This window comes from Mycobacterium sp. IS-1590 (assembly GCF_001500025.1).
Classification (GTDB): domain Bacteria; phylum Actinomycetota; class Actinomycetes; order Mycobacteriales; family Mycobacteriaceae; genus Mycobacterium.
In genome coordinates, this window is the sequence record NZ_LQIW01000001.1 from 111325 (window position 1) to 136167 (window position 24843).

The window sequence follows — 24843 nt, forward strand, 5'->3', positions numbered from 1 at the left end:
CTGTGTCTTTGTCCGAGCGGATCGTCGGGATGCACTACCGCTACCCCGACCATTACGTCGTCGGCCGCGAGAAGATCCGCGAGTACGCGGTGGCGGTCAAGAACGACGACCGAGTGTTCTTCGACGAGGATGTCGCGGCCGAACTCGGCCACAAGGCGCTGCCTGCGCCGCTGACCTTCATGAGTGTCCTCGGCTATATGGCGCAGATATCTTTCTTCGAGCACGCAGGTGTCGGGATCAAAGACGCGAAGATCGTGCAGGTCGACCAGGTGGTCAGATTCTTCAAGCCGATCTTCGCGGGTGACAAGCTCAACTGCGAGGTGCAAGTGGACTCCGTGCGGCAGGCCCACGGCACCGACATCGTGGTGTTGAAGAACATCGTCACCAATGAAGCCGGTGACGTGGTGCAGGAGACGTTAACGACCCTGGCGGGTCGGACGGGTGACGGAGAAGAGGGTTTTTCAGATGCCACTGCGTGAGTTCGCCTCGGTGAAGAAGGGCGACGAGCTTCCCGAGAAGGTGATTCCGCTGACGCGGCAGGACCTCGTCAACTACGCCGGGGTGTCGGGTGACCTCAACCCGATCCACTGGGACGACGAGATCGCCAAGCAGGTCGGTCTGGACACCGCGATCGCGCACGGCATGCTGACCATGGGTTTGGGTGGCGGGTACGTCACCGAGTGGGTCGGCGATCCGGCGGCGGTCACCGAGTTCAACGTGCGTTTCACCGCCGTCGTCCCGGTGCCCAACGACGGCATCGGGGCGGAGATCGTCTTCAGCGGACGAATCAAATCGGTTGAGCCCGAGACGAAGTCCGTGACCATCGCGCTCTCGGCAACCACCGGTGGCAAGAAGATCTTCGGCCGTGCGGTGGCCGTCGCGAAGCTGGCGTGATCCGTGGCACTCAAAATCGATATCAAGGGAATGGTCTGGAAGTATCCGGAGCCCTATGTCGTGGGACATGAGCAGATCCGCCAGTACGCGAACGCCGTCAAGGCCCATGATCCGCAGAGCCACAGCCTGGAGGCAGCCCGGGCCTCGGGCCACGATGCGCTGATCGCGCCCCCGACGTTCATGTCGATCTTCGCCGTCATGATCCAGCGGCATTTCTTCCAGCACAACGACGTCGGCTTCGAGACGATGCAGATCGTGCAGGTCGACCAGAAATTCAAGTTCCATCGACCGATCAAGGTCGGTGACGAACTGACCGGCACGATGGAGATCCTGACCGTCGACGAACGGTTTGGCGCCGACATCGTCACCACCCGCAACAAGCTGGTGGACCAACACGGCGAGCTCGTGATGGAGTCGTTCACCACGCTGATGGGTCACGAGGGCGACAACTCGATCTCGGCCGGCTGGGATCCCGAGACGGGTCAGGTGGTCCGCAAGCCCGTCGTCCATGATCCCGTCGACGATCCCGATGGCGGCGACAGCGTGAACGGCGAGGTGTCTGCCTGACGGCCGGCTCGCCGGTGGATTAGTAACTCGGACCGGTGGCGCGCTACACTCGGTCCTCGGGGTTTTCCCAGTCCAGCGCGCTGTCCGTCGGTTTGAAGATCGGCCGATCGGGGAGCGCGCGAATTGTGTGAGCCCCGAACGGGTGGCCTGTCGCAGTGCCACTCTGAAGGGGCGTAGCTCAACTGGCAGAGCAGCGGTCTCCAAAACCGCAGGTTGCAGGTTCAAGTCCTGTCGCCCCTGCTCAACTGAATACTCGACAAGTGTGGACACTGGAAGGTGACCCACAAACCAGATGACCAGACAAGGGAGCATGCGGTGAGCGACGAGCACGACGATGCCGGCTCCGACACCGAAAACGGCCGCGGCGCCGTCGTGACCCGACCCACCCGCCCGTCGGGTAAGCGGACCCGTCGTGCAGCCGCCGGCGAGGACGCGGGCGAAGCCGTCGACCTGGCCACCGGCACCGCGGCCTCACCCACCAAGAACGGGTCGGGCACCGCGAAAAAGGCCGCCAAGAAGCGGGCCGACGGACCGTCGCGGAACCCGTTCCTGTTCGTGTGGAACTACCTGCAGCAGGTCGTGGCCGAGCTGCGCAAGGTGATCTGGCCGAACCGCAAGCAGATGATCACCTACACCGGCGTGGTGCTGCTGTTCCTGGCCTTCATGCTGGCGCTGATCGGCGGCGTCGACTTCGGCCTTGCCAAGCTGGTCTCCCTGGTGTTCGGCTGACGAGTACGCGCGACGGATGAGAATTTCGAGAGGACTGACAAGTGACTAGCTTCGAGGGCGATACGCCTTCGGCCGAGAGCGTTGACCTGATCGACGAGACGACTGGGGCGACGACCGACGCGACCACCGACCCGGCGACCGAGGACGCCGACGTCGCCGGCGACGCCGTGAGCGACGAGGCGGCCACCACGGAGGACGCGGCCGGTGAAGCGGCCGCCGCGGACGCCGAGCCCGAGGAAGAGGATCCGGCGGTCGCGCTGAAGAAGGAGCTGCGGACCAAGCCGGGCGACTGGTATGTCATCCACTCCTACGCCGGTTACGAGAACAAGGTGAAGGCCAACCTCGAGACCCGCGTGCAGAACCTCGACGTCGGCGACTACATCTTTCAGGTCGAGGTGCCGACCGAAGAGGTCACCGAGATCAAGAACGGCCAGCGCAAGCAGGTCAACCGCAAGGTGCTGCCCGGTTACATCCTGGTGCGCATGGAGCTCAACGACGAGTCGTGGGGCGCGGTGCGCAACACGCCGGGGGTGACGGGCTTCGTCGGTGCGACGTCGCGGCCGTCGCCGCTGTCGCTGGACGACGTGGTGAAGTTCCTGCTGCCGCCCGCCGCGGCGAAGAAGCCGGGCAAGGCGGCCGCCGCTGCCGGTGCAGCCGCCGCCGAGGCCGGGGGCATCGAGCGCGCGCCGATCGAGGTCGACTTCGAGGTCGGCGAGTCGGTCACCGTCATGGACGGGCCGTTCGCGACGCTGCCCGCATCGATCAGCGAGGTCAACGCCGAGCAGCAGAAACTCAAGGTGCTGGTGTCCATCTTCGGCCGCGAAACACCTGTCGAACTGACCTTCAACCAGGTCGCCAAGATCTAGCTGCGATTTGTGTGCGTTGAGCAGCGCGAGCGCTCGAAAACGCACACAGATCGCTGAGTAACGAGAGAGGAAACACCACACCCATGGCCCCGAAGAAGAAAGTCGTCGGGCTGATCAAGCTGCAGATCCAGGCCGGGCAGGCCAACCCCGCCCCGCCGGTCGGTCCGGCGCTCGGCCAGCACGGCGTCAACATCATGGAGTTCTGCAAGGCGTACAACGCCGCGACGGAGAACCAGCGCGGCAACGTCATCCCCGTCGAGATCACCGTCTACGAGGACCGCAGCTTCACCTTCAACCTCAAGACACCGCCCGCGGCCAAGCTGCTGCTGAAGGCCGCCGGTGTCCAGAAGGGCTCGGGCGAGCCGCACAAGACCAAGGTCGCCAAGGTGTCCTGGGATCAGGTGCGCGAGATCGCCGAGACCAAGAAGGAAGACCTGAACGCCAACGACATCGATCAGGCCGCCAAGATCATCGCCGGCACCGCCCGGTCGATGGGCATCACGGTCGAATAGTTCGACCGGATCCCGTGGGAGAGCCAGCTTCGGCTCGGCGATGAGCGCTCGCGCGAAGAGCGATCATCACAGACCACAACTCAGCAACTAGGAGAAACGAATGAGCAAGACGAGCAAGGCATACCGCGAAGCCGCCGAGAAGGTGGACCGCAGCAGGCTGTACACGCCGCTGGAGGCCGCGAAGCTGGCCAAGGAGACGGGATCGAAGAAGCAGGACGCGACCGTCGAGGTGGCGATCCGGCTGGGTGTCGACCCGCGCAAGGCCGACCAGATGGTGCGCGGCACCGTCAACCTTCCGAACGGCACCGGCAAGACCGCCCGCGTTGTGGTGTTCGCGGTCGGCGACAAGGCCGAGGCCGCGGAGGCGGCAGGTGCCGACGCCGTGGGTAGCGACGATCTGATCGAGCGGATCCAGGGCGGCTGGCTGGACTTCGACGCGGCGATCGCGACACCCGACCAGATGGCCAAGGTCGGCCGCATCGCTCGCATCCTCGGTCCGCGTGGCCTGATGCCGAACCCGAAGACCGGCACCGTGACGCCCGACGTCGCCAAGGCCGTGTCCGACATCAAGGGCGGCAAGATCAACTTCCGCGTCGACAAGCAGGCCAACCTGCACTTCGTGATCGGCAAGGCCTCGTTCGACGAGAAGGCGCTTGCGGAGAACTACGGCGCCGCGATCGACGAGATCCTGCGGGCCAAGCCGTCGTCGTCGAAGGGCCGCTACCTCAAGAAGGTCGTCATCTCGACCACGACCGGCCCGGGCATTCCCGTCGATCCGTCGGTGACGCGCAACTTCGCCGAGGCCTGAGCGTAGGGCGTTTGCGGGCGGCCACCGAAACCGGGTGTCGGCCGCATCCGAGGGGCCGATCTCGCCGTACGTCGGTGAGCACGGCCGATCTCAGCTCGAGTCGATCGAGTATGTATCTGTCCGCCATCGATGGGCATGATGGGGCGGGAGGGAAATCCCCGCTGGGGCTGCGAGCGAGCATCCCAAGCCGCCCGTAGGCACCGCCTTCTTGATGTAGAACTTTCTTCAGTCGAAGTTCGCTGTTCCACGGTGACGCTGTCACACTTGTGTGAAAGTTAACCCATGCGTAAGTGCATTCGGGTCGTCCTTCTCGCTTTGCTGGGCCTGCTTAGCGCAACCGTCCTCGGTGCCGCGGCGGCACTGGTGGCGGCGGTCAGCCTGGCGGCAACCGCATTGATCGTGCCTGGCACTGGGACTCCCAATGCCAACAGCGTCGGGGAGTACATGCCGAACTTCCGCGACTACTACATGCAAAAAACGCAATGTGATGACGCTAGCTGCGAGCTGGAAGGCGTCAACTACCCCGCGTCGTTCTGGCCGATTCCGCTGCCCGGGTGGTGTGATCCCGGTCGTTGCGAGAAATTCAACGTATCGGTCGCCGCCGGTGTGGAGAACTTGAAGCAGGCGCTCGGCAACTTGGAAAACATTGACCCCGACTTCGATGGTGACCTCGTGATAGCCGGTTACTCTCAGGGCGCTCGCGTCGTCAGCATCGCGAAGACGCGAATCGCAAACGGGGACTGGGACCAGTTCCTCGACGGAGTCGACTCAGTGCAGTTCGTCTTCATCGGCAACCCGAACCGTCCGAACGGCGGCATCCTGTCGCGGTTCGGCATCCTCGGCCGCATCCCGATACTCGATGTGACCACCGGCCAGCCGACGCCAACCGACACAGAGTTCGAAACCGAGGACTGGGCGATCCGATGGGAGGGCATCGCAGACTTCCCGCAGTATCTGCTCAATCCCCTTGCGGTGATCAACTCGCTGATGGGGTTCTACTACGACCACGGCACGTACTTGGCGAAAAACCAGGAGAGCGATGCAGATGAGACCCCCGCCGGCTACACCGTGGATGAGTGGCGGGAGATCACTTCCAACCCGACGAAGTACCCCGAGATCGTCCACATTCAGAAATTGGAGGGAAGCGACACCACCTACTACACGGTGACGCCGAAGGTGCTGCCGCTGGTGCGTCCGTTGCACTCGATTCCGTTCATCGGCAAGCCGATCGCGGACCTCCTCGAGCCTGCGCTCCGCGTGATCATCGAGGAGACCGGGTACGACCGCAACATTCCGTTCGGCCAGTACTCGCCGATCGGGCTCATCCCGTTCTTCAACCCGATCACACTTGTACTCAAGTTGATCCCCGCAATTTTCCAGGGCATCAACAACTTCTTGGCCAACTTCGGATTGGCGACAGAGATCCCGCTGACTCCTGAGGTGCCGACTCCCGCGGTGTCACCGCTGGCTGGCCAGGACGAGGACGAGCCAGAGAACGCGCGGCTGGTGAGCAGTGAACGTGACGACCTAGCCGGAGCCGGTCTGAAATCGGACCAAGCAAACGGTGACCTCGATCAGCAGGCGGGCGGCGAAGCGAATCAGTTCGTCGCGCACACGCAGACCGACGGCGATCTGGTGCTTACCGAAGGCATCGAGACGTCACAATTGGAAGACGAGATCGTCGCGGGCGCCGCCGAGGGTGAGGAGTTGCCGGAGACGGTACCCGAGCCACCGACCGCGGATGTCGATCCTGGTGTGAACGGCGCTGACCCCGGGCAGGGGACCGGGGTTGTGATGGGCAAGGAGCCCGAAGACAACCAAGTCGTCGCTGCAAACAGAGTCGACGCCGACGGTCGCAGCGTGTCGTTGGATGCCTCGCCGAACAGGCCCGCCGCGGACCCTGCAGATGGTGACAACGGTTCCGTTCAACGGATCGCCCCGGTGACAAAACCCTCTGAGAATCTCTCGACGACGCCGGCACCCGCCGGGACCGTCGAAGGCTCCGAGGATGACACCAAAGACTCCGAGAACTCGCAGGACTCCCAACCCGCCGCGGCCTGACCGCGAGCCGCTCGCACCCCCGGACCAGCGTCTCTGTGCGGGCGCACATTCGCTGTGTGTCACGATTGGGCGCGTGAGGGGCATTATCTTGGCCGGCGGGAGCGGCACGCGCCTGCACCCGATAACCCTGGGTGTGTCCAAGCAGTTGGTGCCGGTCTACGACAAGCCGATGGTGTACTACCCGCTCTCGACGCTGATGCTGGCCGGCATTCGCGACATCCTGGTGATCACGACGCCCCACGACGCGGACGGCTTTGAACGCCTGCTCGGTGATGGATCGCGCTTCGGGGTGTCCATCACCTACGCCAAGCAGCCGTCGCCGGACGGTCTCGCACAGGCTTTCACGATCGGTGAGACGTTCATCGGCACCGACAGTGTGTCTCTCGTGCTGGGCGACAACCTGTTGTACGGTCCCGGACTGGGCAGCCAGCTGAAAAGGTTCACCACCATCGACGGCGGCGCCATCTTCGCCTACTGGGTAGCGGAGCCGTCCGCGTACGGTGTGATCGAGTTCGACGACAGGGGCTTGGCCATATCCTTGGAGGAAAAGCCCGAATGTCCCAAGAGCAACTACGTCGTGCCGGGCCTGTATTTCTACGACAACGACGTTGTCGAGATCTCAAAGGGCTTGAAGCCCAGTGCCCGCGGCGAATACGAGATCACTGATGTCAACCGCTGCTATCTCGAGCGAGAGCGGCTTCAGGTGCACGTGCTGCCCCGCGGGACCGCGTGGCTGGACACCGGCACCTTCGACCAGATGACTGACGCCGCCGAGTACGTACGCACCATGGAACGGCGCACCGGGCTGAAGATCGGCGCTCCCGAGGAGATCGCCTGGCGGCAGGGCTGGATCAGCGACGACGAATTACGGGAACGTGCCACGCCTTTGGTGAAGTCCGGCTACGGCAACTATCTGTTGGATCTCCTGGAGAGAGGACGCTGATGTCGCGACTTCTCGTCACCGGTGGAGCGGGATTCATCGGCTCGAATTTCGTGCGGTACGTCATCGACCGCACCGACCATCACGTCACGGTGCTCGACAAACTCACCTATGCCGGCAATCGCGCCTCACTCGCCGGATTACCCGAAGACCGAATGGCCTTTGTGCACGGCGACATCGCGGACGCTCCCCTCGTGGACGAGTTGTTCGCCGATGCCGACGCGGTCGTGCACTACGCCGCCGAATCCCACAACGACAACTCGTTGGACAACCCGGAGCCGTTCCTGCACACCAACCTCGTAGGCACCTTCACCTTGCTCGAGGCCGCACGCAAGCACGGCACGCGCTTCCATCACATTTCGACCGACGAGGTGTACGGGGACCTGGAACTCGACGACCCGCGCCGGTTCTCCGAGCAGACGCCGTACAACCCGTCGTCGCCATACTCGTCAACGAAGGCGGGAAGCGATCTGCTGGTACGGGCCTGGGTTCGATCCTTCGGTGTGGCCGCGACAATCTCGAACTGCTCCAACAACTACGGTCCCTATCAGCACGTGGAGAAGTTCATCCCGCGACAGATCACCAACGTACTGCGCGGGATTCGTCCCAAGCTCTACGGCGAGGGCCGCAACGTGCGGGACTGGATCCACGCCGACGACCATTCCTCGGCGGTGCTGACCGTCCTCGACAAAGGCCGCATCGGCGAGACGTACCTCATCGGTGCGGACGGTGAGAAGGACAACAAGACCGTCATCGAGTTGATCCTCACCCTCATGGGTCAGCCGGCCGACGCGTATGACCACGTCACCGATCGAGCCGGCCACGACTTGCGGTACGCCATCGATTCCACCAAGGTCCGAGAGGAGCTCGGCTGGCGACCGCGATATCAAGACTTCGAAAACGGTCTGACCGCAACGATCCAGTGGTACCGCGACCACGAAGACTGGTGGGCTCCCGCCAAAGACGCCACCGAGAGCTTTTACGCCCGGATGGGTCAGTGAAGAAGGCCTATTTGTGACTGAGTTCGGTAAACCCCTGCGCGCCATCACGACTCCCATACCGGGGCTGGTTGTGTGGGAACTGCCCGTACACGGAGACAACCGTGGATGGTTCAAAGAGAACTGGCAGCGCGAAAAGATGGTCGCGCTCGGTCTACCCGATTTCAAGCCGGTCCAGAACAACGTGTCGCTCAACGAGAGTGCGGGCACCACACGCGGGATTCATGCCGAGCCGTGGGACAAGTTCATTTCCGTCGCGACCGGCCGGATCTTCGGGGCGTGGGTCGACCTGCGTGACGGGCCTACGTTCGGCACCACCTTCAGCACCGAAATCGACCCATCGAGAGCGGTTTTCGTGCCTCGCGGTGTCGGCAATGCGTTCCAGACCCTTCAGGACAGCACCGCCTATATCTACCTGGTGAACGATCACTACTCGCCCGATGCCCAGTACACCTCGGTCAATCTGGCCGATGAGACGGTCGCCATCGAGTGGCCGATCCCACTGGAACGCGCGCAGCTGTCGGCGAAGGATCGCGAAAATCCACGGCTAGCGGACGTCAAGCCCGTCCCGCCACGCAAGACTCTGGTCCTCGGCGCCGGCGGTCAACTGGGCCGGGCACTGCGCGAGGCGTACGCCGGCAACCCCGCTGTCGAATTCGCCGAACGCGCCGACATCGACCTCACCACCGCCGGTCTCGAATCCGCCCGCCGCTGGCGCGAATACGAGATAATCATCAACGCCGCCGCATTCACGGGTGTGGACGCGGCCGAAACACCGGAAGGCCGTGCGGTCGCGTGGTCCACCAATGTCGCCGGTGTCGCTGCGCTCGCACGTGCCGCTGCCGACAACAACATCACGTTGGTGCACATTTCCAGTGATTACGTCTTCGATGGTCGGGACACGAGGGCTTATCGCGAAGATGATCCCGTGTCACCACTCGGCGTGTACGGCCAGACCAAGGCCGCCGGTGACCTCGTCGTGGCAACGGTCGACCGGCACTACATCATCCGGACCTCATGGGTGATCGGGGATGGGAACAACTTCGTGCGCACGATGCTTTCCCTCGCTGATCGTGGGGTGAACCCCTCCGTGGTGAACGACCAACGCGGGCGCCTCACGTTCACATCGGAAATCGCAAGAGCGATCCGGCATTTGATCGACACCCATGCGCCGTACGGCACGTACAACGTCACCGGTTCGGGACCGGTCAACTCGTGGGCTGACCTCGCGAGGCGGACGTTCGAACTGGCCGGTCACGATCCGGCCCGGATCACCGATGTCACGACCGAGCAGTACTTCGCCGACTCATCGAAACTCGTTGCGCCGCGCCCGGATAACAGCGTCCTCGATCTCGCCAAGATCCAATCGGCCGGATTCGAGCCGGCCGACGCCGACGCGTCTCTGGTCAACTACGTTCGACGGGAATCCGCCGGGACATCCAGCTCAACGGCTCTCGCCGAAGACGCGCCCGAGTTCGGCACGTGATCTGATCCCGAGTTTGCGGTAGATGCGAGACAGGTTGGTCTCGACCGTCTTGGGGCTGATGAACAGCGCGGTGGCCACATCCTTGGTCGTCATACCCGACGCGGCCAGTTCGGCGACGCGGTGCTCCGACGGGGTCAGGCCCAGGTGTCCGTTGCTCGACGCGCCGGCTCGCGCGAGTTCGGCGCGGGCCCGCTGCGCCCACAGCGGCGTTCCCAAGCTCTCGAACGCGTGCAACGCCTCGGTCATCGTCGTGCGTGACGCTTCCTTCTGACGTTGACGCCGTTGTAACTGGCCGAGCAACAACAGGGTTCGGGCGCGCTCGAAGGGCATCGGCAGGCGTTCATGGTGCACCAACGCTCGCCTCGCCACGTCGGCCGCCTCATCGATTTCACCATGCGCGGCCAGCCAGAGGCTGCGGCACCGCGCGGCCATGGCCAGCATCCACGGCCTGTCGAGCAGCCGCCCGTTGGCCTCCAGCGCCTCGATCATCGGCTCGGTTTCGGCCGCGCGGCCCAGCGCGACCATCGCCTCGACCGCGTCGGGAACGAATCCCGCCGTGATGATCTCGGTACCGGGCAGGAACGGGAAGCGGTCGACCATCGGCTGCAGTATGTGCAACGCCTGCTCGTAGTTGCCCAACGACACTTCGAGGAACGCCAGGTTGACCGAGGCCCAATCCGCTAGCCGGGGGGAACCGCAACGCTCGGCGAGGTCGATCGCCTTCCGCGCGACAGAGCGGGTCTCGTCCTGCCTTCCGGCATACGCCGCGACCGCGGACTGGATGGTCTTGGCGACCACTCGCATGTGCTCGCCGCCGAGTTGCTGTGCCCGCTCGACGGTCTCCTCGGCGATGCGGGTCGCCTCCTCGTAGCGTCCCCGCCAGATCTCGATCAGCGCACTGAACACCGCGACGAAGATCAGATCGGTTTCGGCCCCTCTCTCGACGCAACGCGCACGCACGAAGGTCATCTCGTCGATCGCCTCGTCCAACCGCCCCACGAACCCCAGCAGTACGGCGTGATTGGCTCTGGCCCCGAATGCGATGGGCGCCTCGCTGGTCAGATCCTGCAGTGCCAGCGCCCGGCTGATGCCCGCCCAGTCGACGCCGCGACCGCACATGCAGGCGATGTTGGTGCGCACCGCCAGAACCTGACTCGTGAGGTCGGCGATCCCCACGTCTTCCGCGTACGCGGCCGCCCGTTCCGCGCTCTGCAGCGCTGCCCCGAAATCGCCGGCGTTGAGCCGCGAGTATGCCAACAGCAGCAGCGTGCGGACACGAACTTCGCGGTCGCCCTCGTCGTGGTCGAGCGCCTGTTCGAGTAGGACGACGGCATCGGTGAAGCTGTTGTGCTGGATACGCATGCTGGCCAACAAGTTCAATGCCATTGCCCGGTGCACGCCGCTGGTCACGCGCTCGGTCAACCCGTCCAGCAGCGAACGTGTGCGCTCCAGATCGCCGGCATGCAGGTAGTGGTCAGCCGCGCGAATTCGCCGCGTCGGCGTATCACCGCCCAGACCGATTGCCAGTTCGAGTAATTCGCCGGCCGCGGCAGGCGCACCGCGTGCCACCGCCGTATCGGCCGCGATGTCCAGCGCCTCCAGGGTGGCCGGGTCGGCGCTGGCGGCGGCCAGTGCCATATGCCTGGCTCTCGACTCCTCGAGTACCACCGCTTCGGCAAGCGACCGGTGCATGGCGCGCCGCGCGCTCGGTTTGGCGTCGGTGTAGACACTGCGCGCCAACAGCGGGTGCGAGAACGCCACAGCGTCGCCATCGATGATCAGGACGCCCTTGTCTCTGGCTTCGGCGAGCAGTTCGGCGGTGCGATCACCTGTGCTGCGCGTGACCCGCGCCAGCAGGTCGACGGTGGGAGCGGCCTCGCACGCGGCGGCCAGCAGCAGAACCTGGGTCTCGGGTTCGAGACGACCGATGCGCCTGCGCATCAACTCCGCGAGCGTCGCGGGCAACACCGACTGGGAGCCACCCGCGTCGATCGCCCGCGCCAACTCGAGGGCGTAGAACGGGTTGCCGCCGGAGATCTCGGCGATTCGGACCATCGTGGGGCGAGGAAAAGACCGGCCGAGACGCGTCGAGATCAGGGCATGCAAGCCGCCCAGGCTCAATGGGCCCACATGCACCCGTCGGACACCGGAGGAGTCGCCCACCTGCAGCCAACTCGCCGCGCCGGGGCCCTTGTGTTCGGTGCGTTCGGTGACCAGCATGCCCACTGGCCCGCTGAACCGCCTCGCAGCGAAAACCACCACGGCTTGACTGGACGGATCCAGCCACTGCACGTCGTCGAGGGCGATGAGCACCGGCCCGTGCCCGCAGAGTCGCTCGATTGCGGCGGTGAAGGCCGCCGCCACCGCGCCCTGATCCGTCGGCGGACCGCCGCCGTCGGCGCGCAGCAGGACGCGGTCCATGGCCAGGCGCTGCACGTCGGGCAGGCTCGCGACGACGTCGGAGGGTACGCCACCGAGGAGGTCGGCCACGGCCGCATACGCCAGGGTGGTCTCCGCCTGACCGGCGCGCGCCGTCAGCACCCGGTAGCCACGTTCGCGAGCCGCCGATATACCCGTCAGCCACAGGGTTGTCTTTCCGGCTCCGGCATCGCCCTCGATGACAAGTGCACAGGGCCCGCTGCCAGCGGATTCCAGGAAATCGCCCACCGACCGAAATTCGGCCGGACGCTCGATCACGCCGGACACCAGACCCACACCCCCCATCGACAGCAAATCGAGGATATCCCGCTGACGTATGAGTGCAGTAGTCGTAGGGCGAAGAGATGCAGCTAAGAGGTGCGCTTATTGAGCGGAGCCGGGACGGGGCGCGAGGTTCGGCAACGTCATGCGCGGTTATGCGGGCGAATCCGGGTGCCCACCGGAGCGGACAACCGCTGGTGCGGCGCACCCGCGGCGAGACAGGTCCGGGAGACGATCTCCCGGGAGTCGGCGCCGAAGACGCCGTAGAGCACCTCGTCGCTGGGGACGGCCAACGTGATCAACAGCTCGACGGGAGTCCCCTCGACCGTGGCGGCGGCCGCCGCGGCGTCAAGACGCGCGACGAGATCCTCGACGGATTGCTCGCTCAACTCGGGCAGGTACCACTCCGCCAGGTAACACGCGGACTCCCGACTCCCGCTCATCTGTCGAACGGTAGCGATTCCTCACACCGGGCGAATCAGGTATTTCCCTACGTTCTGTCCCTATGCGGCTGCGCCGGACTTGAGGTAGGTGACCAGGCTGACATCGATGCCCTCGTCGATGAAGTACCACTGGCAGCCCTTGAGGTACTTCATGTAGCGCTCGTAATTCTCCTCGCCGGCGGCGGCGATCGCGGTGTCCTTGTTGCGCTCGAGGCGGTCGGCCCAGATGCCCAGCGTCTTGATGTAGTGGTTGCGCAGCGAGATGGCCTCGGGAACCTGGAAGCCGGCCTTTTCGCCGTGCTCGATCATCATCTGCGTCGTCGGCAGACGGCCCCCGGGGAATATCTCGGTGATCATGAACTTGATGAAGCGGGCCATCTCGAAGGTCAGCTTCTTACCGCGTGCGGCCAGGTCGTAGGGGTGGTAGCCGACGCTGCTCTGGATGGTCATGCGGCCATCGTCGGGCAGGATGTCGAAGCACGTCTTGAAGAAGTCGTCGTAGCGCTCGAACCCGAAGTGCTCGAACGCCTCGATCGAGACGATGCGGTCGACGGGAGAGTGGAACTGCTCCCAGCCCTCGAGTCGGACGTCGTAGCTGCGGTCGCTGTCCACCTTGCTCAACAGCTGGTTGCAGTAGGCCTGCTGGTTCTTCGACAGCGTCAGCCCGATCACGTTGACGTCGTACTTCTCCATCGCGCGCTGCAACGTCAGCCCCCACCCGCAGCCGACCTCCAGCAGGGTCATACCCGGCTTGAGGTCGAGCTTGTCGAGGTGCTGGTCGACGTTGGCGACCTGCGCCTCCGACAACGTGACGTTAGGACCGGTGAAGTAAGCGCAGCTGTACTTACGCGTCGGATCCTGAAACACGCCGAAGAAGTCGTCCGACAGGTCGTAATGCGCCTGGATGTCCTCGAAATGAGGCCGCATATCCTTCGTGCCGGTTGAGTTGTCAGACATATTTCCCCTGCTTGGCCTTTCCCAATGACGTGACGCGGGCCTGCACGTCGTCACGCGATGATCTGGTCGACACCATATCGTTCGGCCGTTGCCAGACCCTAATTCGGCTTGCCGCCACTCCGGCGGCGATTTGTGGGGAGCCGGGGCTACTTCTGGAGCGTGAATTGGTTGACGTCGATGTATCCGACGCGGAAACCGTGCGCACAGCCGGTCAGGTAGTGCATGTAGCGGTCGTAGACCTCTCGGGACTGGATGGCGATCGCTTCGTCCTCGTGGGTTTGCAGCGCCGCTGTCCAGCAGTCGAGGGTGCGCGCGTAGTGCGGCTGTAGGCTCTGGCGCCGCGTCAACGTGAAGCCTGCCTTCTCAGCGTGGTCGCCGACCAGTTCGATGGTCGGCAGATAGCCGCCCGGGAAGATCTCGGTGAGGATGAACTTCACGAACCGGGCCACGGAGAACGTCAGCGGCATACCCCGCTCGGCCATCTGCGGAAGCGTGAGCGCGGTGATGGTGTGCAGCAGCATCACCCCGTCGTCGGGCAGGACGCGGTGAGCCATGGCGAAGAAGTCGTCCCATCGGTCCCTGCCGAAGTGCTCGAACGCGCCGATCGACACGATTCGGTCAACGGGTTCGTCGAACTGTTCCCAGCCCTGCAGCAGCACGCGCTTGGACCTCGGGCTGTCGGATGCGGCGAAGGCCTTCTCGACGTGGGCGTGCTGGTTCTCACTCAAGGTGAGGCCGACGACGTTGACGTCGTACTTCTCGACAGCCCTCAGCATGGTCGAACCCCAACCGCAGCCCACGTCGAGCAGCGTCATCCCCGGCTCGAGACCCAATTTGCCCAACGCAAGGTCGACCTTGGCGAGCTGAGCCTCCTCGAGCGTCATGTCGTCGCGTTCGAAGTACGCGCAGCTGTACGTCTGCGTCGGATCCAGCCAGAGCCGGAAGAATTCGTCCGAGAGGTCGTAATGCGCTTGCACGTCGGCGAAGTGCGGCGTCAAGTTGCGTATTGCGGCCACGATGGTGCCTTTCTGGGCGGAATCAGAGCTCGCGTCGCCTGTGACAGTTCAAGCCTGGAAGCACTCGGGACGAATGTACGCGCAGCCGCGCCGTCCGGCCACCCGTGCAGGAGTTGCGTGGACGTCAAATAGGCGCGGCGAAAATGGTTTTGAGTTCACCGATGATGTCGTCCCACAGCGGTTCGGGCAATTCGTGCCCCATACCGTCGAACAACACCAGCCGGGCATCCTCGATGGCGTTGGCGATCGCTCGTCCCCCGGACGGTCGCATCAATTTGTCGGCCTTGCCGTGCAGCACCAGGGTGGGGGCTTTGATCTCGCGGTCGTGATGCAACAGGCTGCCGCTGCCCAGGATCGCCGCGAAATGCCTGCCGATCCCGGCGGGGTAGTAGCAGCGGTCGTAGTCGTCGATCGCGTCGGCGCGGAGTCGCTCCACCGACGCGGGGAAGTCCGGGCTGCCGATGATCTTGCTGACCCTGACGGCGTTCTCGATGACGGCCTCGCGGGTGTTGCCCTTGGGCCGGCGCAAGATTGCGAGCAGCTGTCGCGGACCCGGTGGTGGCAGCAGCGCTTTGTTGTTGCTCGAGAAGATGATCGCCAATGACCGGGTGCGCGTTTTGTGCCGGGCGGCGAACACCTGGGCGATCATCCCGCCCATCGACGCGCCGACGATGTGGGCGCGCTCGATCTCGAGATGGTCCAGCAGGGCTGCCGCATCATCGGCCATGTCTTCGAGTGTGTAGGCGGCCGGGCTCCTCATCCCGACCAGCGAGCGCAGCATGCGCGGCACCAGCGGGGTATCGGTGTGCAGTCCGCGCAGTTTCGACGAGAGGCCGACGTCGCGATTGTCGAACCGGATGACCCGCAGGCCCTGATCGATGAGCCGCTCACAGAAACCCTTGCGCCACATCAGAAGCTGCGCGCCCAATCCCATGATCAGCAGCACCGCCGGGTCGTTCGGATCGCCCATGTCCTCGTAGTAGATGTCGAGATCACCGGACTTGGCATCTTTGGATTTGGCGATGCCGGTTCGGACCTGCATTCAGCCGCGAACCTCGCTGTCGAGCTCCTCGTCGTGTTCCCGGCTGACCTCGACCATGAAGTTGGCGAAGTAGCCGGTCAGCTGGGGATCCGACATCATCTGCCACTTCGGCGCGAGCAGCTTCATGTAGCGCTCCACGTAGAGGAACTGCTTTCCGATCAGCACCAGTTCGCGCGGCAGCTTGACGTCGTAGGCCTCGGCGAGCGTCGACAGTTGCTTGCCGATCTCGGCGTAGCTCATGTCACCCAGGGTCGACATGGTCAACGGTGTCGCGAACTTCTCCAGGTCCTTGGCCGCCTGCGCCTCGGGCTTCATGGTGCCGACGGCGCCCATCAGCACGACGATCTTGCCCGCTGCGGCGTGGTCTTTCTTGACCAGCAGCGCGTACACCAGTTCCCGCAGGAGCCAGCGGGTGCGCGGGTCGATGCGGCCCATGATGCCGAAGTCGAAGAACACGATCTTGCCGTCGTCGTCGACGTAGAGGTTGCCGGCGTGCAGGTCGCCGTGGAACAGGCCGTGCCGCAGACCGCCTTCGAAGACGCTGAACAGCAGGGCCTTCACCAGTTCGGTTCCGTCGAAACCCTTTTCGCGGATGGCCTTCACATCGTCGATGCGGGTGCCCTGGATGCGTTCCATCGTCAGCACGCGTTCGCTGGTCAGGTCCCAATAGACCTGCGGCACACGGATGTTCTTGCCCAGCGGCGAAGCGTGCATGTGCGCGACCCAGGCGTCCATCGACTGCGCCTCGAGCCGGAAGTCGAGTTCCTCGGCCAGGTTGTCGGCGAAATCGGCAACGACGTCCTGAGCGCTCAGACGCTGACCCAGCTTGGCGAACTCGACCAGCCGCGCCCCGCGCTTGAGGATCTGCAGGTCCGCGGCGACCCGCCTGCGGATGCCGGGACGCTGGATCTTGACGACGACCTCTTCTCCGCTGTGCAGGGTCGCATAGTGCACCTGGGCGATCGACGCCGATGCGAACGGCTTCTCATCGAAGCTCTTGAACAGGTTCGCGGGCTCGTCACCGAGGTCCTCGACGAACAGCTTGTGCACCTCTTGGGGGTCCGCAGGCGGAACCCGGTCGAGCAGGCTGCGGAACTCCTTGGACAGCGGCTCGCCGAACGCGCCCGGGCTCGAGGCGATGATCTGGCCGAACTTCACGTAGGTGGGCCCAAGGTCGGCGAAGGCCTGCGGGACCTGCCTGATGATCTTCTGCTGCAGCGAACCGCGGCCGCCGATCTTGGAAACGACCCGCGCACCGGTCCGGGTGATCTGCCAACCCGTGGCACCGACGCGGGCGGCCTCGATCGGCAGGGGGACCCTGTCCAGTCTGGCGACATCGCGGTGCTGCGTCTTTCGCGTGGCACTCATGGAAGCCAGTGTCTCAAAGTCCGCGGTGACACGTAAAAACCTGTGGACGGGCTCACAAAAGCCGCCGATCCGGCTTCACGGCGCGTCAGGCCGCGTCCGCACGGCGTTGAGCCTGGTTGTCCCGCTGGTCAGCGGAGGTGTCGGCCGGCTTGTCCGCCGGGCCCTGAGGTCTTGCGGGCCTCGTGGGCGCGGTCGAGTTGTCGGGGCGACCATCGCGAACCGAGTCTGCGGATCTTGGTCTCGGCTTCGGCCTGGTCACCGCTTCGGACTTCGTATCGAGGGAATTGCGCTTCTTCGGCGGTCGCTGTTCGTCGCGGTCTTGTGTTCCTTGCCGCCCCGATTCTCCCTGCCGCCCTGATTCCGGCGCCTCCCTACGGATTTCGGCGCTACTCGTCGATTGCGCTGTCTCGGCATCGGCATCGGCATCGGCATTGGCATCGGCATCGGCATCGACACTGACATCGGCATCGACTTCGCCGGTACTTGTTGTCGGCTGCTGGTTTCCGACGTCGGCGTGACTCGATTGGGTCTCGTCGACTTCAGTACCGGCACCGACGGCATCGACATCGTTGGCGCCGGTTTCCGACAAACCGACACCGGCGTCGCCACGGCCGGCAGGCCCGTCACCGGCTGGCTCCGTGAGCGGCGGGCTGTCGGCGGTGTCCGCGCCCAGGTGCGGTAGCACCGGCCTGAGGAAATCCCGCGCCAGCGCAGCAAGGGGCCCACCGGCCGAACTGTCGGGGTAGGGGTAAAGCACATTGCGTTCCGCCCAGGCCGTGACTGGGAACAGCACCGCTCCCGGGGCCTGGTTCAGCAGCGCAGGGATGCCGGTCGCGTTGAGCACACCGTTGACCGCGGTCACCAGCGGACCCTCGATCGCGTTGAACGCCAGGATCGGGTTGAGTATGTTGATCTCGCGCACGACATCGCGGTAGGGCCGACCGATCGTCTCGGCCACCGCCGCCTCCAGGTGGTCGAGATCAGCGGCCAATGCCGGGTAAGCCGGTAATGACAGGCCCGCCAGCTTTGCCGCATTGTTGGCCCCCTCGATCACCGCACCGGCGACCTGCACCGCGAACGTCAAGGGGTCGATCACCGGAATCAGTTGTGCGGGCGTGTTTTCGCCGAACGGAACCGATCTGTCATATCCGGCTTCGACCAAGACCTTGACCAGTGGCTCCGCGATGTCGATGACGCCTTCGGGTACCCGGATGAGGCGCAGCGGGTCGAACAGGGGTAGGTCCTCGGTCGGGATCCAGTAGTAGGTCGTGTCCCCCTTCACTTGGCGGACCGTGCCCGGGACGTACTTGGGACTCGCCGGGTCCAGGCTCACCTCGCCGTAGAAGAGGTGCACGAAGACCACTCCCAGGACTGCGTTCGCCAGCGCCACCGGGTTGGTGATGAACTGCGGCGTATCGGCCAGGCCGTCGTACTGGCGCGCGATGTCGATGGTCGGAACACCGACATCCGTCGGCGCTGGGCCGTCGAAAGTGAAGTCGAAGAACGGGATGACCAGCCCAGGAAGCCGAGCGGCGATGCCGCCGTTTGGTCGATTTCCGACGCCGATCCCAACGAAACTGACGTTCGGCAGTGATTCCCCGGCCGCCTGCCGTTGCGCGAGCGCCCGCTTCTCCTGCGTCGTGATCACGGTGCTCTGCGAGAAGCCGAAGACCACATACGGCTGGCCCGGGTTCTCCGCTTCCTGCCGCGCCATCGCGTTCTCCAGGTCGACGACGCCGTCACGCACCGACTGGTTGATGCCGATGACGCCCTCGGGTGTCGTCAGGGAGATTCCGGTGTAGCTACCACCGAGCGTGGGGCGGACGAAGTCCTGGACCGCGGCGGCGACGTATCCCGGTGTCGGCGTGGGAAACGTCGTACCGCCCATCACATACGCGTTTGCGGCCAGTCGAACCGCGGTTGACGCCGTGGCGCCCGACGCCAAGGCGATCACGGTGCAAACCGCCACGAATGCCGCCAGAGCGCTGACCAGTCGTCGTCCGAGGTGAGGATGGTGCATCACGTCCCCCTGAACCATGGCGTCAACATCCCCGTCAATTTTGGGGATGAATGTCACAGCTCAGGGTAGAACAACAGTCTAGATTTTGGGAAATGTCCCTCTAGTCGAAGCGCCCTGGAACGCTACGCCTCGGCGAAGCTGCGCTCGACCTCGTCACGGCTGAGAACCGTGTCGTCGCCCAACCGGTATGACGGCAGCGTGTGCGGCAAATCGGTGCCCGATGCCACCCTGGCCTGCGCCTGGCGGAACTCCGGTATCGGGCCCTGCGCGAGATGCAAGCCGTTGATCACCGACCAGACGGTCGCCCGCCGCGCGGTGCGTTCGAGGATGTTCGGGTCCTTGTGCTGAATCAACTGCTTGGCCCAGCGCGGCATCGTGTCGCGAATGGCCCAGTTGATCGCGCTCTGCGCCAGCGGCAGGCCCGGTCCCGTGGCCAGCGCCGTGCCGTGCGTGACGGCCAACCGCGGTAGGTAGGACTCAAGACAATCGGCGACCTCGGCCTTCGTCTCGGGCAGGTCGGTGCCACCCAACGCGTGGCCCACCCGCACGAACTCGCGATAGTATCGGTCGATCTTGTTGCCGCGCAAGGGGTTCGGATGGTAGAGCTCGTGCGCGGTGGCCAGCCCCCACACCACGGTGGCGTAGTTCCACCGCAGCCAGTCCGGGTCGTCGGCGTCGTAGCGGGCGCCGTCGGGGCGCGTGCCCTTGATGGTGTGGTGCATCGAGCGCACGGCCTTGGCCAGGCGTTCGGCGGTCTCGGTTGAGCCGTAGGCGGTGCCGATGAAGAACGCGATCGAGTGGCCCAGGCGTACCGCCGCGCCTCTGGGGTCGATCTCGGGGACGGCGACACCCGTTTCCGGGTCGCGCTTCACCAGCCGTGAGTGGTGCATCCCCATCCAGTAGATCGACGGATCGAGCCGCTCCATGAACGCCGCGCACTGCAGGCCGAAGATCAGCGCCTGCATGTGCGAATGCACATGCCAGACCGCGCTGCCGGGGCCGAACCAGCCCGGATCGCCCACCGGTGCAGCGAACAGCATTCCGCGGAAGTAATTGCGCCGAATGTCCTTGTCGAATCGCTGGTTGAGGGCCTCTCCGATGAACTGGTGCGGCAACAGAATCACGGCGGCTCCTAGCTTCCAAGTCTGGTCACGGGTGTAGCCAGAATACATTCTGGTCACGTATGTGACCAGACTTGACGCTCGACGTCCTACGCTGGGGTCGTGTCGAGTCCGACCCGATGGGCGGGCGTGCCGCTGACGGACCGCCGCGCCGAACGCCGCGCGCAGCTGATCGACGCCGCCTTCCGGCTGTTCGGCGATGGCGGCGAGGCCGCCCTGTCGGTGCGATCCGTGTGCCGTGAATGCGGGCTGAACACGCGGTATTTCTACGAGAGCTTCGCCGATACCGACGATCTGATCGGGGCGGTCTACGACCAGGTGAGTGCCCAACTGACCGAAGCGATCGAAGGGGCCATGTCGCAGGCCGGCGAATCGCTGCGGGCCAGGACCCGGGCCGGGATCGCTGCGGTGCTCGGGTTCAGCTCCGAGGATCCACGCCGCGGCCGGGTGCTGTTCACCGATGCGCGATCGAATCCGGTGCTGGCGGCTCGGCGTGCGGCCACACAGGATCTGTTGCGCGAAGGCGTGCTCACCGAGGCCTGGCGCCTGCAGCCGGACACCGACTCGGTGGCCGCCCAGGTCGGGGCGGCGATGTACACCGGTGCGATGGCAGAGCTGGCGCAACAGTGGCTGGCAGGCAGGCTGGGGACCGACCTGGATGCGGTCGTCGAGCACGCCGTCAGTCAGGTGCTGCGGTAGCGAAGTTCTCCGTCAGCGCCCCGACGACCGGGCCCCACACCGGTTCGGGCAGGTCGTGCCCCATGCCGTCGACGACGACGTAGCGTGCTCCGTCGACGGCCCGTGCGACGGTGCGGCCGTTGCGCGGTCGTACGAGCGGGTCCTTCGTACCGTGCACGACGACGGTCGGTGCGGCGATGCGGCGGGTATAGCGCAGCAGGCTGCCGGTGCCCAGGATCGCGTCGAACTGGCGCAGCATGCCCTGCGGGTAGTCGCTGCGCTCGCGCAGCTCGCGCACGCGGCGGTGCAACTGCTCGGTGGGCGGTAAGAAGTTGGGCCCGTTGATGATTGCGACGTTGCGCACCTCGTGGGCCAGCCGCTGCTCGAGCGGGGCGTCACGGGGCGGCGTGCCGAATGCCAGCCGGATGACCCGCAGCGCCGGCAGCGACGAGAACGGCGTGCCCGCGCTCGTCATCACCAGGCCCAGCGATGCCACCCGGTCGGGGTGGCGGCCCGCGAGCACCTGCGCGATCATCCCGCCCATGGATGCGCCGACGATGTGCGCGCGCTCGATGCGGAGATGGTCGAGCAACCCGCGCACGTCCTCGGCCAGGTCGACGAGCGTGTACGGCACCGGACTCGCGCGGCCCAGGAGATACCGCAGAACCCTCGGATACACCGACCCGTCCGCGCGCTGTCCGTCCAACTTCGTCGAGAGCCCGGTGTCGCGGTGGTCGAAGCGAATCACCCGGTAGCCCCGGTCGACCAGCCGTGCGCAGAAGCCGTCCGGCCACATCGGTAACTGGGCCCCGACGCCCATGATCAGCAGCACCGGCGGGTCGGCCGGGTCGCCGAGATCCTCGTAGAAGATGCCGACGTCCCCGCAGACCGCTGTGCCGCTCCGAACCCGCATGTTCTGCTTTCTACACCTACCCGGCTACCGGCTTCTTGCCCCACGGCGTCAGCCACGGCGTCGGTTCCCAGTCCTCCAGGCCGGCGAGCAGCTCGTAAAGCGTTGCACCGTCGATGGATTCGCGGATGATGTCGGCTTGTCCGGCGTGCCGCGCCAACTCCTCGATCATGTGCAGGATCACCCAGCGCACCGACCATGCGGACACATCTTTGGGGAACCACGGCACATGCGGCGGGACCGGCACGGCCGCGTTCAGGTCGGTGGTCTCGATCAACCGGATGGTCTCGACGTTCTGCTCATCGAACCGGGCGAGGATGTCGGCGAGGGTCTCGTCGTCGCGCATGACGAACTCGCTCTGGTAGTCCGCCTGCTGGTCCTCCGTCGGTCGTAGGTCGCTGGCGATCGGTTCGGGTGCGGCCGCGACCCGCTGCATCCAGCCGTGTTGGCAGCTGGTGACGTGTTTGATCAAACCGCCGATCGACAGCGCGCTGACCGATGGTGTCGACCGCGCCTGTTCGTCGGTCAGCCCGAACGCCACGGCGTGAAAGGCGTACTGCTGCGCGGCCACGTACTCACGCAGGCCCTCGCGCTCGTCGGCAACGGGTGGGGGCAGAGCGGGCATGTTCATTTTCCTTTCGGGTTGGTGTGGGCGTAAAGGTCTCGGATGCAGGCGATTTCGGCGCCGTGGTGAATGAACTCGCGGTTGATGTGCAGGACCAGTGCGATGAGGGGGTAGTCGGCGTACGGGCCTTCCGCGGGCCCGCACGGCCGGTTCAGGTCGTCTTCGGACAACCCTCGTACGCCCTCGATCCAGGTGTTGTACTGCTCGTCGAGTTGTCGCAGCGCGGTCGTCGCGTCGGTGGCGTAGTGCCACGACTGGTAATCGACGGCCGGCGCGCCGAAATGGCTGTGGTTGCGCATGGCGAAGACCCCGACGATGAGGTGGGCCAGTCGCCAGGCGATCGTCGTGAACGGTGGCGGCGTCGGTTCGGGATATGCGAAGTCGATCCTCCCGTCGGGGTGGACCGTCCAGCAGTCCGCGACCGGCTGCCAGAAGTACTCGTCGTCGGTGAGCCCCTGGAACCGGGGACGCAGGAAGTTGGTCCAGTGGAAGTCTGCCTGTTCTGCCAGCTCGTGGGTGATCGTCGTGGGCATACGATCACTCTGACAGGGTTATAGGACAGCTTCTGTCCTATGAATGAGGCAGGCTGCGTACATGTCGGAGACGACGAGCCGGGTACTTCAGCTTTTGGGTTTGCTCCAGGCGCGCCGGGTGTGGACGAGCGAGGAGCTCGCCGGACGCCTGGGGGTGACCACGCGCAGTGTGCGCCGCGACGTCGAGCGGCTGCGCGACCTCGGGTATCCGGTCCACGCCAGCAAGGGCCACGGCGGCGGGTATCAGCTCGGCGCCGGCGCGGCGTTGCCGCCGTTGCTGCTGGACCCCGACGAGGCCGTCGCGATGGCGGTCTGCCTGCGCCTGGCCGCGGGTGGAACGGTCGCGGGCGTGGGGGAATCGGCGTTGCGCGCGCTGAGCAAGCTCGATCAGGTGATGCCGTCGCGGCTGCGCTCGCAGGTGGCCGCGGTGCACGACGCGACCGTCACCCTGATGTCGCCGTCCTCGGATGCACCGGTCGCACCCGACGTGTTGATGACGCTGGCGCGAGCATCCCGCGACCACGAGCACGTCTCCGCCGGTTACATCGACATTCGCGGCAATGCCACTCAGCGCCGGCTCGAGCCCTATCAGCTGGTCACCACCGGGCGGCGCTGGTACCTGCTGGCCTACGACCGCGACAAACAGGACTGGCGCAGTCTGCGGCTGGACCGGATGAACGACGTGCGCGCGCAGGGCAGCACCTTCACGCCCCGCGAGGCGCCCGACGCGGCGGCCTACGTGCAGCGGTCGATCAGCAGCTCGCCGTACCGATATATCGCGCGCGTCCGCTTCGAAGCGCCTGAAAGCGTTGTCGCACAGCACTTCTCGGCGGCATCGGTGACTGTCGAGTCCGACGGTCCCGACACGTGCATCGTCACCGCCGGCGCCGACGATCCCGAACGCATGGTGCTTTTCTTCGCGATGGTGGGATGCGACTTCGAGGTGCTCTCGCCGCCGGAGGTGGTGCGGGCGGCCGAGGTGGTGTCCGAGCGGCTGGGGCGCAGCGTCAGCCGGTGAGCTCCAAGCGGTCCGCGAGCATCAGGAACGCCGATGCGAACGCGTTGTCGGCGGTCTCGGCGCGGAGTCGCTCCCAGTCCAGCTGTTCGCGAACCGCACGCACCGCGGGCAGCAGTGCGGCGAAGTCGCAATGGTGTTCGTTGAGGGAGTTCAGCTTCTCGCGCATGACCTCGGTCGGCGCCAGCACCCGCATCCGGACCGCGAGCACGTCGTACTCCTCGGCCGCGAGGATGGTTTCCTTGTCGACCGGAACGCCGTTGAGCCGGTGCAGGACGTCGATGACGAAGTCGTCCTCCACGCACGCCTTGAACAACCAGTCCTCCGGAGTGCGCTCGACCCGGAAACCCGCCTCCTCCAGCGTCGCCGCGGCCTTCTCGGTGTCGGGTTCGGCGACCACGAAATCCACGTCGTGCACGGGTTCCGGCCCACCGAACACCCACAGCGCGTAGCTGCCCCCCAAGGCGAAGTCGGGGCCCTGGGCCCGCAAGGCCGACGCGGCGCTTTTGAGCGCGTCGCGCAGATCATCGTTTCTCTGGGGCACATCTCTCCTG

Annotated in this window: 25 protein-coding genes and 1 tRNA gene; 14 read left to right on the top strand and 12 right to left on the bottom strand. The window is 65.3% G+C overall.

The window, feature by feature from the left end:
• Positions 1 to 2: 2 nt before the first annotated feature.
• The 12 genes from hadA (at position 3) to AU197_RS00585 (ending at position 9861) form a co-directional block, all read left to right on the top strand.
• The gene (gene hadA, locus AU197_RS00530) at positions 3 to 479 is read left to right on the top strand and encodes a (3R)-hydroxyacyl-ACP dehydratase subunit HadA (RefSeq protein WP_064400452.1); all 477 of its coding nucleotides are present in this window, start codon (positions 3 to 5) and stop codon (positions 477 to 479) included.
• Positions 466 to 894 carry a (3R)-hydroxyacyl-ACP dehydratase subunit HadB gene (gene hadB, locus AU197_RS00535; RefSeq protein ID WP_064400453.1) on the top strand — a complete coding sequence of 143 codons (429 nt, stop codon included), beginning with the start codon at positions 466 to 468 and terminating at the stop codon, positions 892 to 894. Before hadA ends, hadB begins: the two co-directional genes overlap by 14 nt.
• A gap of 3 nt (positions 895 to 897) precedes the next feature.
• On the top strand, positions 898 to 1461 hold the full coding sequence (gene hadC / locus AU197_RS00540) for a (3R)-hydroxyacyl-ACP dehydratase subunit HadC (RefSeq protein ID WP_064400454.1): 564 nt from the start codon (positions 898 to 900) through the stop codon (positions 1459 to 1461).
• 167 nt (positions 1462 to 1628) lie between these two features.
• A tRNA-Trp gene (locus AU197_RS00545) sits at positions 1629 to 1701 on the top strand.
• A 75-nt stretch (positions 1702 to 1776) separates the two neighbouring features.
• On the top strand, positions 1777 to 2190 hold the full coding sequence (gene secE, locus AU197_RS00550; RefSeq protein WP_064400455.1) for a preprotein translocase subunit SecE: 414 nt from the start codon (positions 1777 to 1779) through the stop codon (positions 2188 to 2190).
• A 41-nt stretch (positions 2191 to 2231) separates the two neighbouring features.
• Positions 2232 to 3056 (top strand): transcription termination/antitermination protein NusG, encoded by an 825-nt coding sequence (gene nusG, locus AU197_RS00555; RefSeq protein ID WP_064400456.1) that lies wholly within the window; start codon positions 2232 to 2234, stop codon positions 3054 to 3056.
• 83 nt (positions 3057 to 3139) lie between these two features.
• The gene (rplK, locus tag AU197_RS00560; RefSeq protein ID WP_059101294.1) at positions 3140 to 3568 is read left to right on the top strand and encodes a 50S ribosomal protein L11; all 429 of its coding nucleotides are present in this window, start codon (positions 3140 to 3142) and stop codon (positions 3566 to 3568) included.
• A gap of 100 nt (positions 3569 to 3668) precedes the next feature.
• Positions 3669 to 4376: a 50S ribosomal protein L1 gene (rplA, locus tag AU197_RS00565; RefSeq protein WP_064400457.1), complete on the top strand. Its 708-nt coding sequence runs from the start codon at positions 3669 to 3671 to the stop codon at positions 4374 to 4376.
• A gap of 282 nt (positions 4377 to 4658) precedes the next feature.
• Positions 4659 to 6437, top strand: coding sequence for a PE-PPE domain-containing protein (locus tag AU197_RS00570; protein WP_064400458.1), 1779 nt, complete (start codon positions 4659 to 4661; stop codon positions 6435 to 6437).
• Between the two features lie 73 nt (positions 6438 to 6510).
• A complete protein-coding gene (rfbA, locus tag AU197_RS00575) occupies positions 6511 to 7380 on the top strand; it encodes a glucose-1-phosphate thymidylyltransferase RfbA (RefSeq protein ID WP_064400459.1) in 870 nt (289 codons plus the stop codon).
• Positions 7380 to 8378 (top strand): dTDP-glucose 4,6-dehydratase, encoded by a 999-nt coding sequence (rfbB, locus tag AU197_RS00580; RefSeq protein WP_064400460.1) that lies wholly within the window; start codon positions 7380 to 7382, stop codon positions 8376 to 8378. Before rfbA ends, rfbB begins: the two co-directional genes overlap by 1 nt.
• Before the next feature lie 13 nt (positions 8379 to 8391).
• Positions 8392 to 9861 carry a sugar nucleotide-binding protein gene (locus AU197_RS00585; RefSeq protein ID WP_064400461.1) on the top strand — a complete coding sequence of 490 codons (1470 nt, stop codon included), beginning with the start codon at positions 8392 to 8394 and terminating at the stop codon, positions 9859 to 9861.
• On the opposite strand, the gene AU197_RS00590 is transcribed toward AU197_RS00585, so the two are convergent.
• The 8 genes from AU197_RS00590 to AU197_RS00625 form a co-directional block, all read right to left on the bottom strand.
• Complete coding sequence (locus AU197_RS00590; RefSeq protein WP_064400462.1) at positions 9820 to 12585, bottom strand: helix-turn-helix transcriptional regulator; 2766 nt, start codon at positions 12583 to 12585, stop codon at positions 9820 to 9822. The genes AU197_RS00585 and AU197_RS00590 overlap by 42 nt on opposite strands.
• A 119-nt stretch (positions 12586 to 12704) precedes the next feature.
• On the bottom strand, positions 12705 to 13004 hold the full coding sequence (locus tag AU197_RS00595) for a hypothetical protein (RefSeq protein WP_064400463.1): 300 nt from the start codon (positions 13002 to 13004) through the stop codon (positions 12705 to 12707).
• A 60-nt stretch (positions 13005 to 13064) separates the two neighbouring features.
• Positions 13065 to 13961, bottom strand: coding sequence for a cyclopropane mycolic acid synthase family methyltransferase (locus tag AU197_RS00600; protein ID WP_064400464.1), 897 nt, complete (start codon positions 13959 to 13961; stop codon positions 13065 to 13067).
• A gap of 146 nt (positions 13962 to 14107) precedes the next feature.
• On the bottom strand, positions 14108 to 14968 hold the full coding sequence (locus AU197_RS00605; RefSeq protein ID WP_197415441.1) for a cyclopropane mycolic acid synthase family methyltransferase: 861 nt from the start codon (positions 14966 to 14968) through the stop codon (positions 14108 to 14110).
• Positions 14969 to 15101: 133 nt separating this feature from the next.
• Positions 15102 to 16019 carry an alpha/beta fold hydrolase gene (locus AU197_RS00610; RefSeq protein ID WP_064400466.1) on the bottom strand — a complete coding sequence of 306 codons (918 nt, stop codon included), beginning with the start codon at positions 16017 to 16019 and terminating at the stop codon, positions 15102 to 15104.
• The gene (locus tag AU197_RS00615) at positions 16020 to 17387 is read right to left on the bottom strand and encodes an ABC1 kinase family protein (protein WP_064400467.1); all 1368 of its coding nucleotides are present in this window, start codon (positions 17385 to 17387) and stop codon (positions 16020 to 16022) included. It abuts the gene before it with no gap.
• Positions 17388 to 17472: 85 nt separating this feature from the next.
• Complete coding sequence (locus AU197_RS00620; RefSeq protein WP_064400468.1) at positions 17473 to 19425, bottom strand: PE-PPE domain-containing protein; 1953 nt, start codon at positions 19423 to 19425, stop codon at positions 17473 to 17475.
• A gap of 104 nt (positions 19426 to 19529) precedes the next feature.
• A complete protein-coding gene (locus AU197_RS00625; RefSeq protein ID WP_064400819.1) occupies positions 19530 to 20528 on the bottom strand; it encodes an oxygenase MpaB family protein in 999 nt (332 codons plus the stop codon).
• Positions 20529 to 20630: 102 nt separating this feature from the next.
• Between AU197_RS00625 and AU197_RS00630 the strand changes: the two genes are divergently transcribed.
• A complete protein-coding gene (locus AU197_RS00630) occupies positions 20631 to 21227 on the top strand; it encodes a TetR/AcrR family transcriptional regulator (protein ID WP_064400469.1) in 597 nt (198 codons plus the stop codon).
• Here the strand turns inward: AU197_RS00630 and AU197_RS00635 are convergent.
• From AU197_RS00635 to AU197_RS00645, 3 genes are read right to left on the bottom strand one after another with little or no spacing between them, the layout of a single operon-like run.
• Complete coding sequence (locus tag AU197_RS00635) at positions 21208 to 22119, bottom strand: alpha/beta fold hydrolase (RefSeq protein ID WP_064400470.1); 912 nt, start codon at positions 22117 to 22119, stop codon at positions 21208 to 21210. The genes AU197_RS00630 and AU197_RS00635 overlap by 20 nt on opposite strands.
• A 16-nt stretch (positions 22120 to 22135) precedes the next feature.
• Complete coding sequence (locus AU197_RS00640) at positions 22136 to 22741, bottom strand: DinB family protein (protein WP_064400471.1); 606 nt, start codon at positions 22739 to 22741, stop codon at positions 22136 to 22138.
• 2 nt (positions 22742 to 22743) lie between these two features.
• Positions 22744 to 23274 (bottom strand): DinB family protein, encoded by a 531-nt coding sequence (locus tag AU197_RS00645; RefSeq protein ID WP_064400472.1) that lies wholly within the window; start codon positions 23272 to 23274, stop codon positions 22744 to 22746.
• Positions 23275 to 23335: 61 nt separating this feature from the next.
• Here AU197_RS00645 and AU197_RS00650 point away from each other — a divergent pair, with 61 nt between their 5' ends.
• Complete coding sequence (locus AU197_RS00650; RefSeq protein WP_064400473.1) at positions 23336 to 24292, top strand: helix-turn-helix transcriptional regulator; 957 nt, start codon at positions 23336 to 23338, stop codon at positions 24290 to 24292.
• Here the strand turns inward: AU197_RS00650 and AU197_RS00655 are convergent.
• A complete protein-coding gene (locus AU197_RS00655; protein WP_156434263.1) occupies positions 24282 to 24833 on the bottom strand; it encodes a nucleotidyltransferase family protein in 552 nt (183 codons plus the stop codon). The two genes, AU197_RS00650 and AU197_RS00655, sit on opposite strands and share 11 nt — an antisense overlap.
• Positions 24834 to 24843: the final 10 nt, after the last annotated feature.

Excerpts from the sequence above, each read along its gene's own strand:
- AU197_RS00610 (WP_064400466.1), bottom strand. The coding sequence starts at position 16,019 with ATGCAGGTCCGAACCGGCATCGCCAAATCCAAAGATGCCAAGTCCGGT.
- AU197_RS00640 (WP_064400471.1), bottom strand. The coding sequence starts at position 22,741 with ATGCCCGCTCTGCCCCCACCCGTTGCCGACGAGCGCGAGGGCCTGCGT.
- rplK (WP_059101294.1), top strand. The coding sequence starts at position 3,140 with ATGGCCCCGAAGAAGAAAGTCGTCGGGCTGATCAAGCTGCAGATCCAG.
- AU197_RS00570 (WP_064400458.1), top strand. The coding sequence starts at position 4,659 with ATGCGTAAGTGCATTCGGGTCGTCCTTCTCGCTTTGCTGGGCCTGCTT.
- AU197_RS00650 (WP_064400473.1), top strand. The coding sequence starts at position 23,336 with ATGTCGGAGACGACGAGCCGGGTACTTCAGCTTTTGGGTTTGCTCCAG.
- rplA (WP_064400457.1), top strand. The coding sequence starts at position 3,669 with ATGAGCAAGACGAGCAAGGCATACCGCGAAGCCGCCGAGAAGGTGGAC.
- AU197_RS00620 (WP_064400468.1), bottom strand. The coding sequence starts at position 19,425 with ATGGTTCAGGGGGACGTGATGCACCATCCTCACCTCGGACGACGACTG.
- AU197_RS00645 (WP_064400472.1), bottom strand. The coding sequence starts at position 23,274 with ATGCCCACGACGATCACCCACGAGCTGGCAGAACAGGCAGACTTCCAC.
- AU197_RS00595 (WP_064400463.1), bottom strand. The coding sequence starts at position 13,004 with ATGAGCGGGAGTCGGGAGTCCGCGTGTTACCTGGCGGAGTGGTACCTG.
- hadB (WP_064400453.1), top strand. The coding sequence starts at position 466 with ATGCCACTGCGTGAGTTCGCCTCGGTGAAGAAGGGCGACGAGCTTCCC.
- AU197_RS00590 (WP_064400462.1), bottom strand. The coding sequence starts at position 12,585 with ATGGGGGGTGTGGGTCTGGTGTCCGGCGTGATCGAGCGTCCGGCCGAA.
- rfbB (WP_064400460.1), top strand. The coding sequence starts at position 7,380 with ATGTCGCGACTTCTCGTCACCGGTGGAGCGGGATTCATCGGCTCGAAT.
- AU197_RS00635 (WP_064400470.1), bottom strand. The coding sequence starts at position 22,119 with ATGCGGGTTCGGAGCGGCACAGCGGTCTGCGGGGACGTCGGCATCTTC.
- AU197_RS00600 (WP_064400464.1), bottom strand. The coding sequence starts at position 13,961 with ATGTCTGACAACTCAACCGGCACGAAGGATATGCGGCCTCATTTCGAG.
- AU197_RS00615 (WP_064400467.1), bottom strand. The coding sequence starts at position 17,387 with ATGAGTGCCACGCGAAAGACGCAGCACCGCGATGTCGCCAGACTGGAC.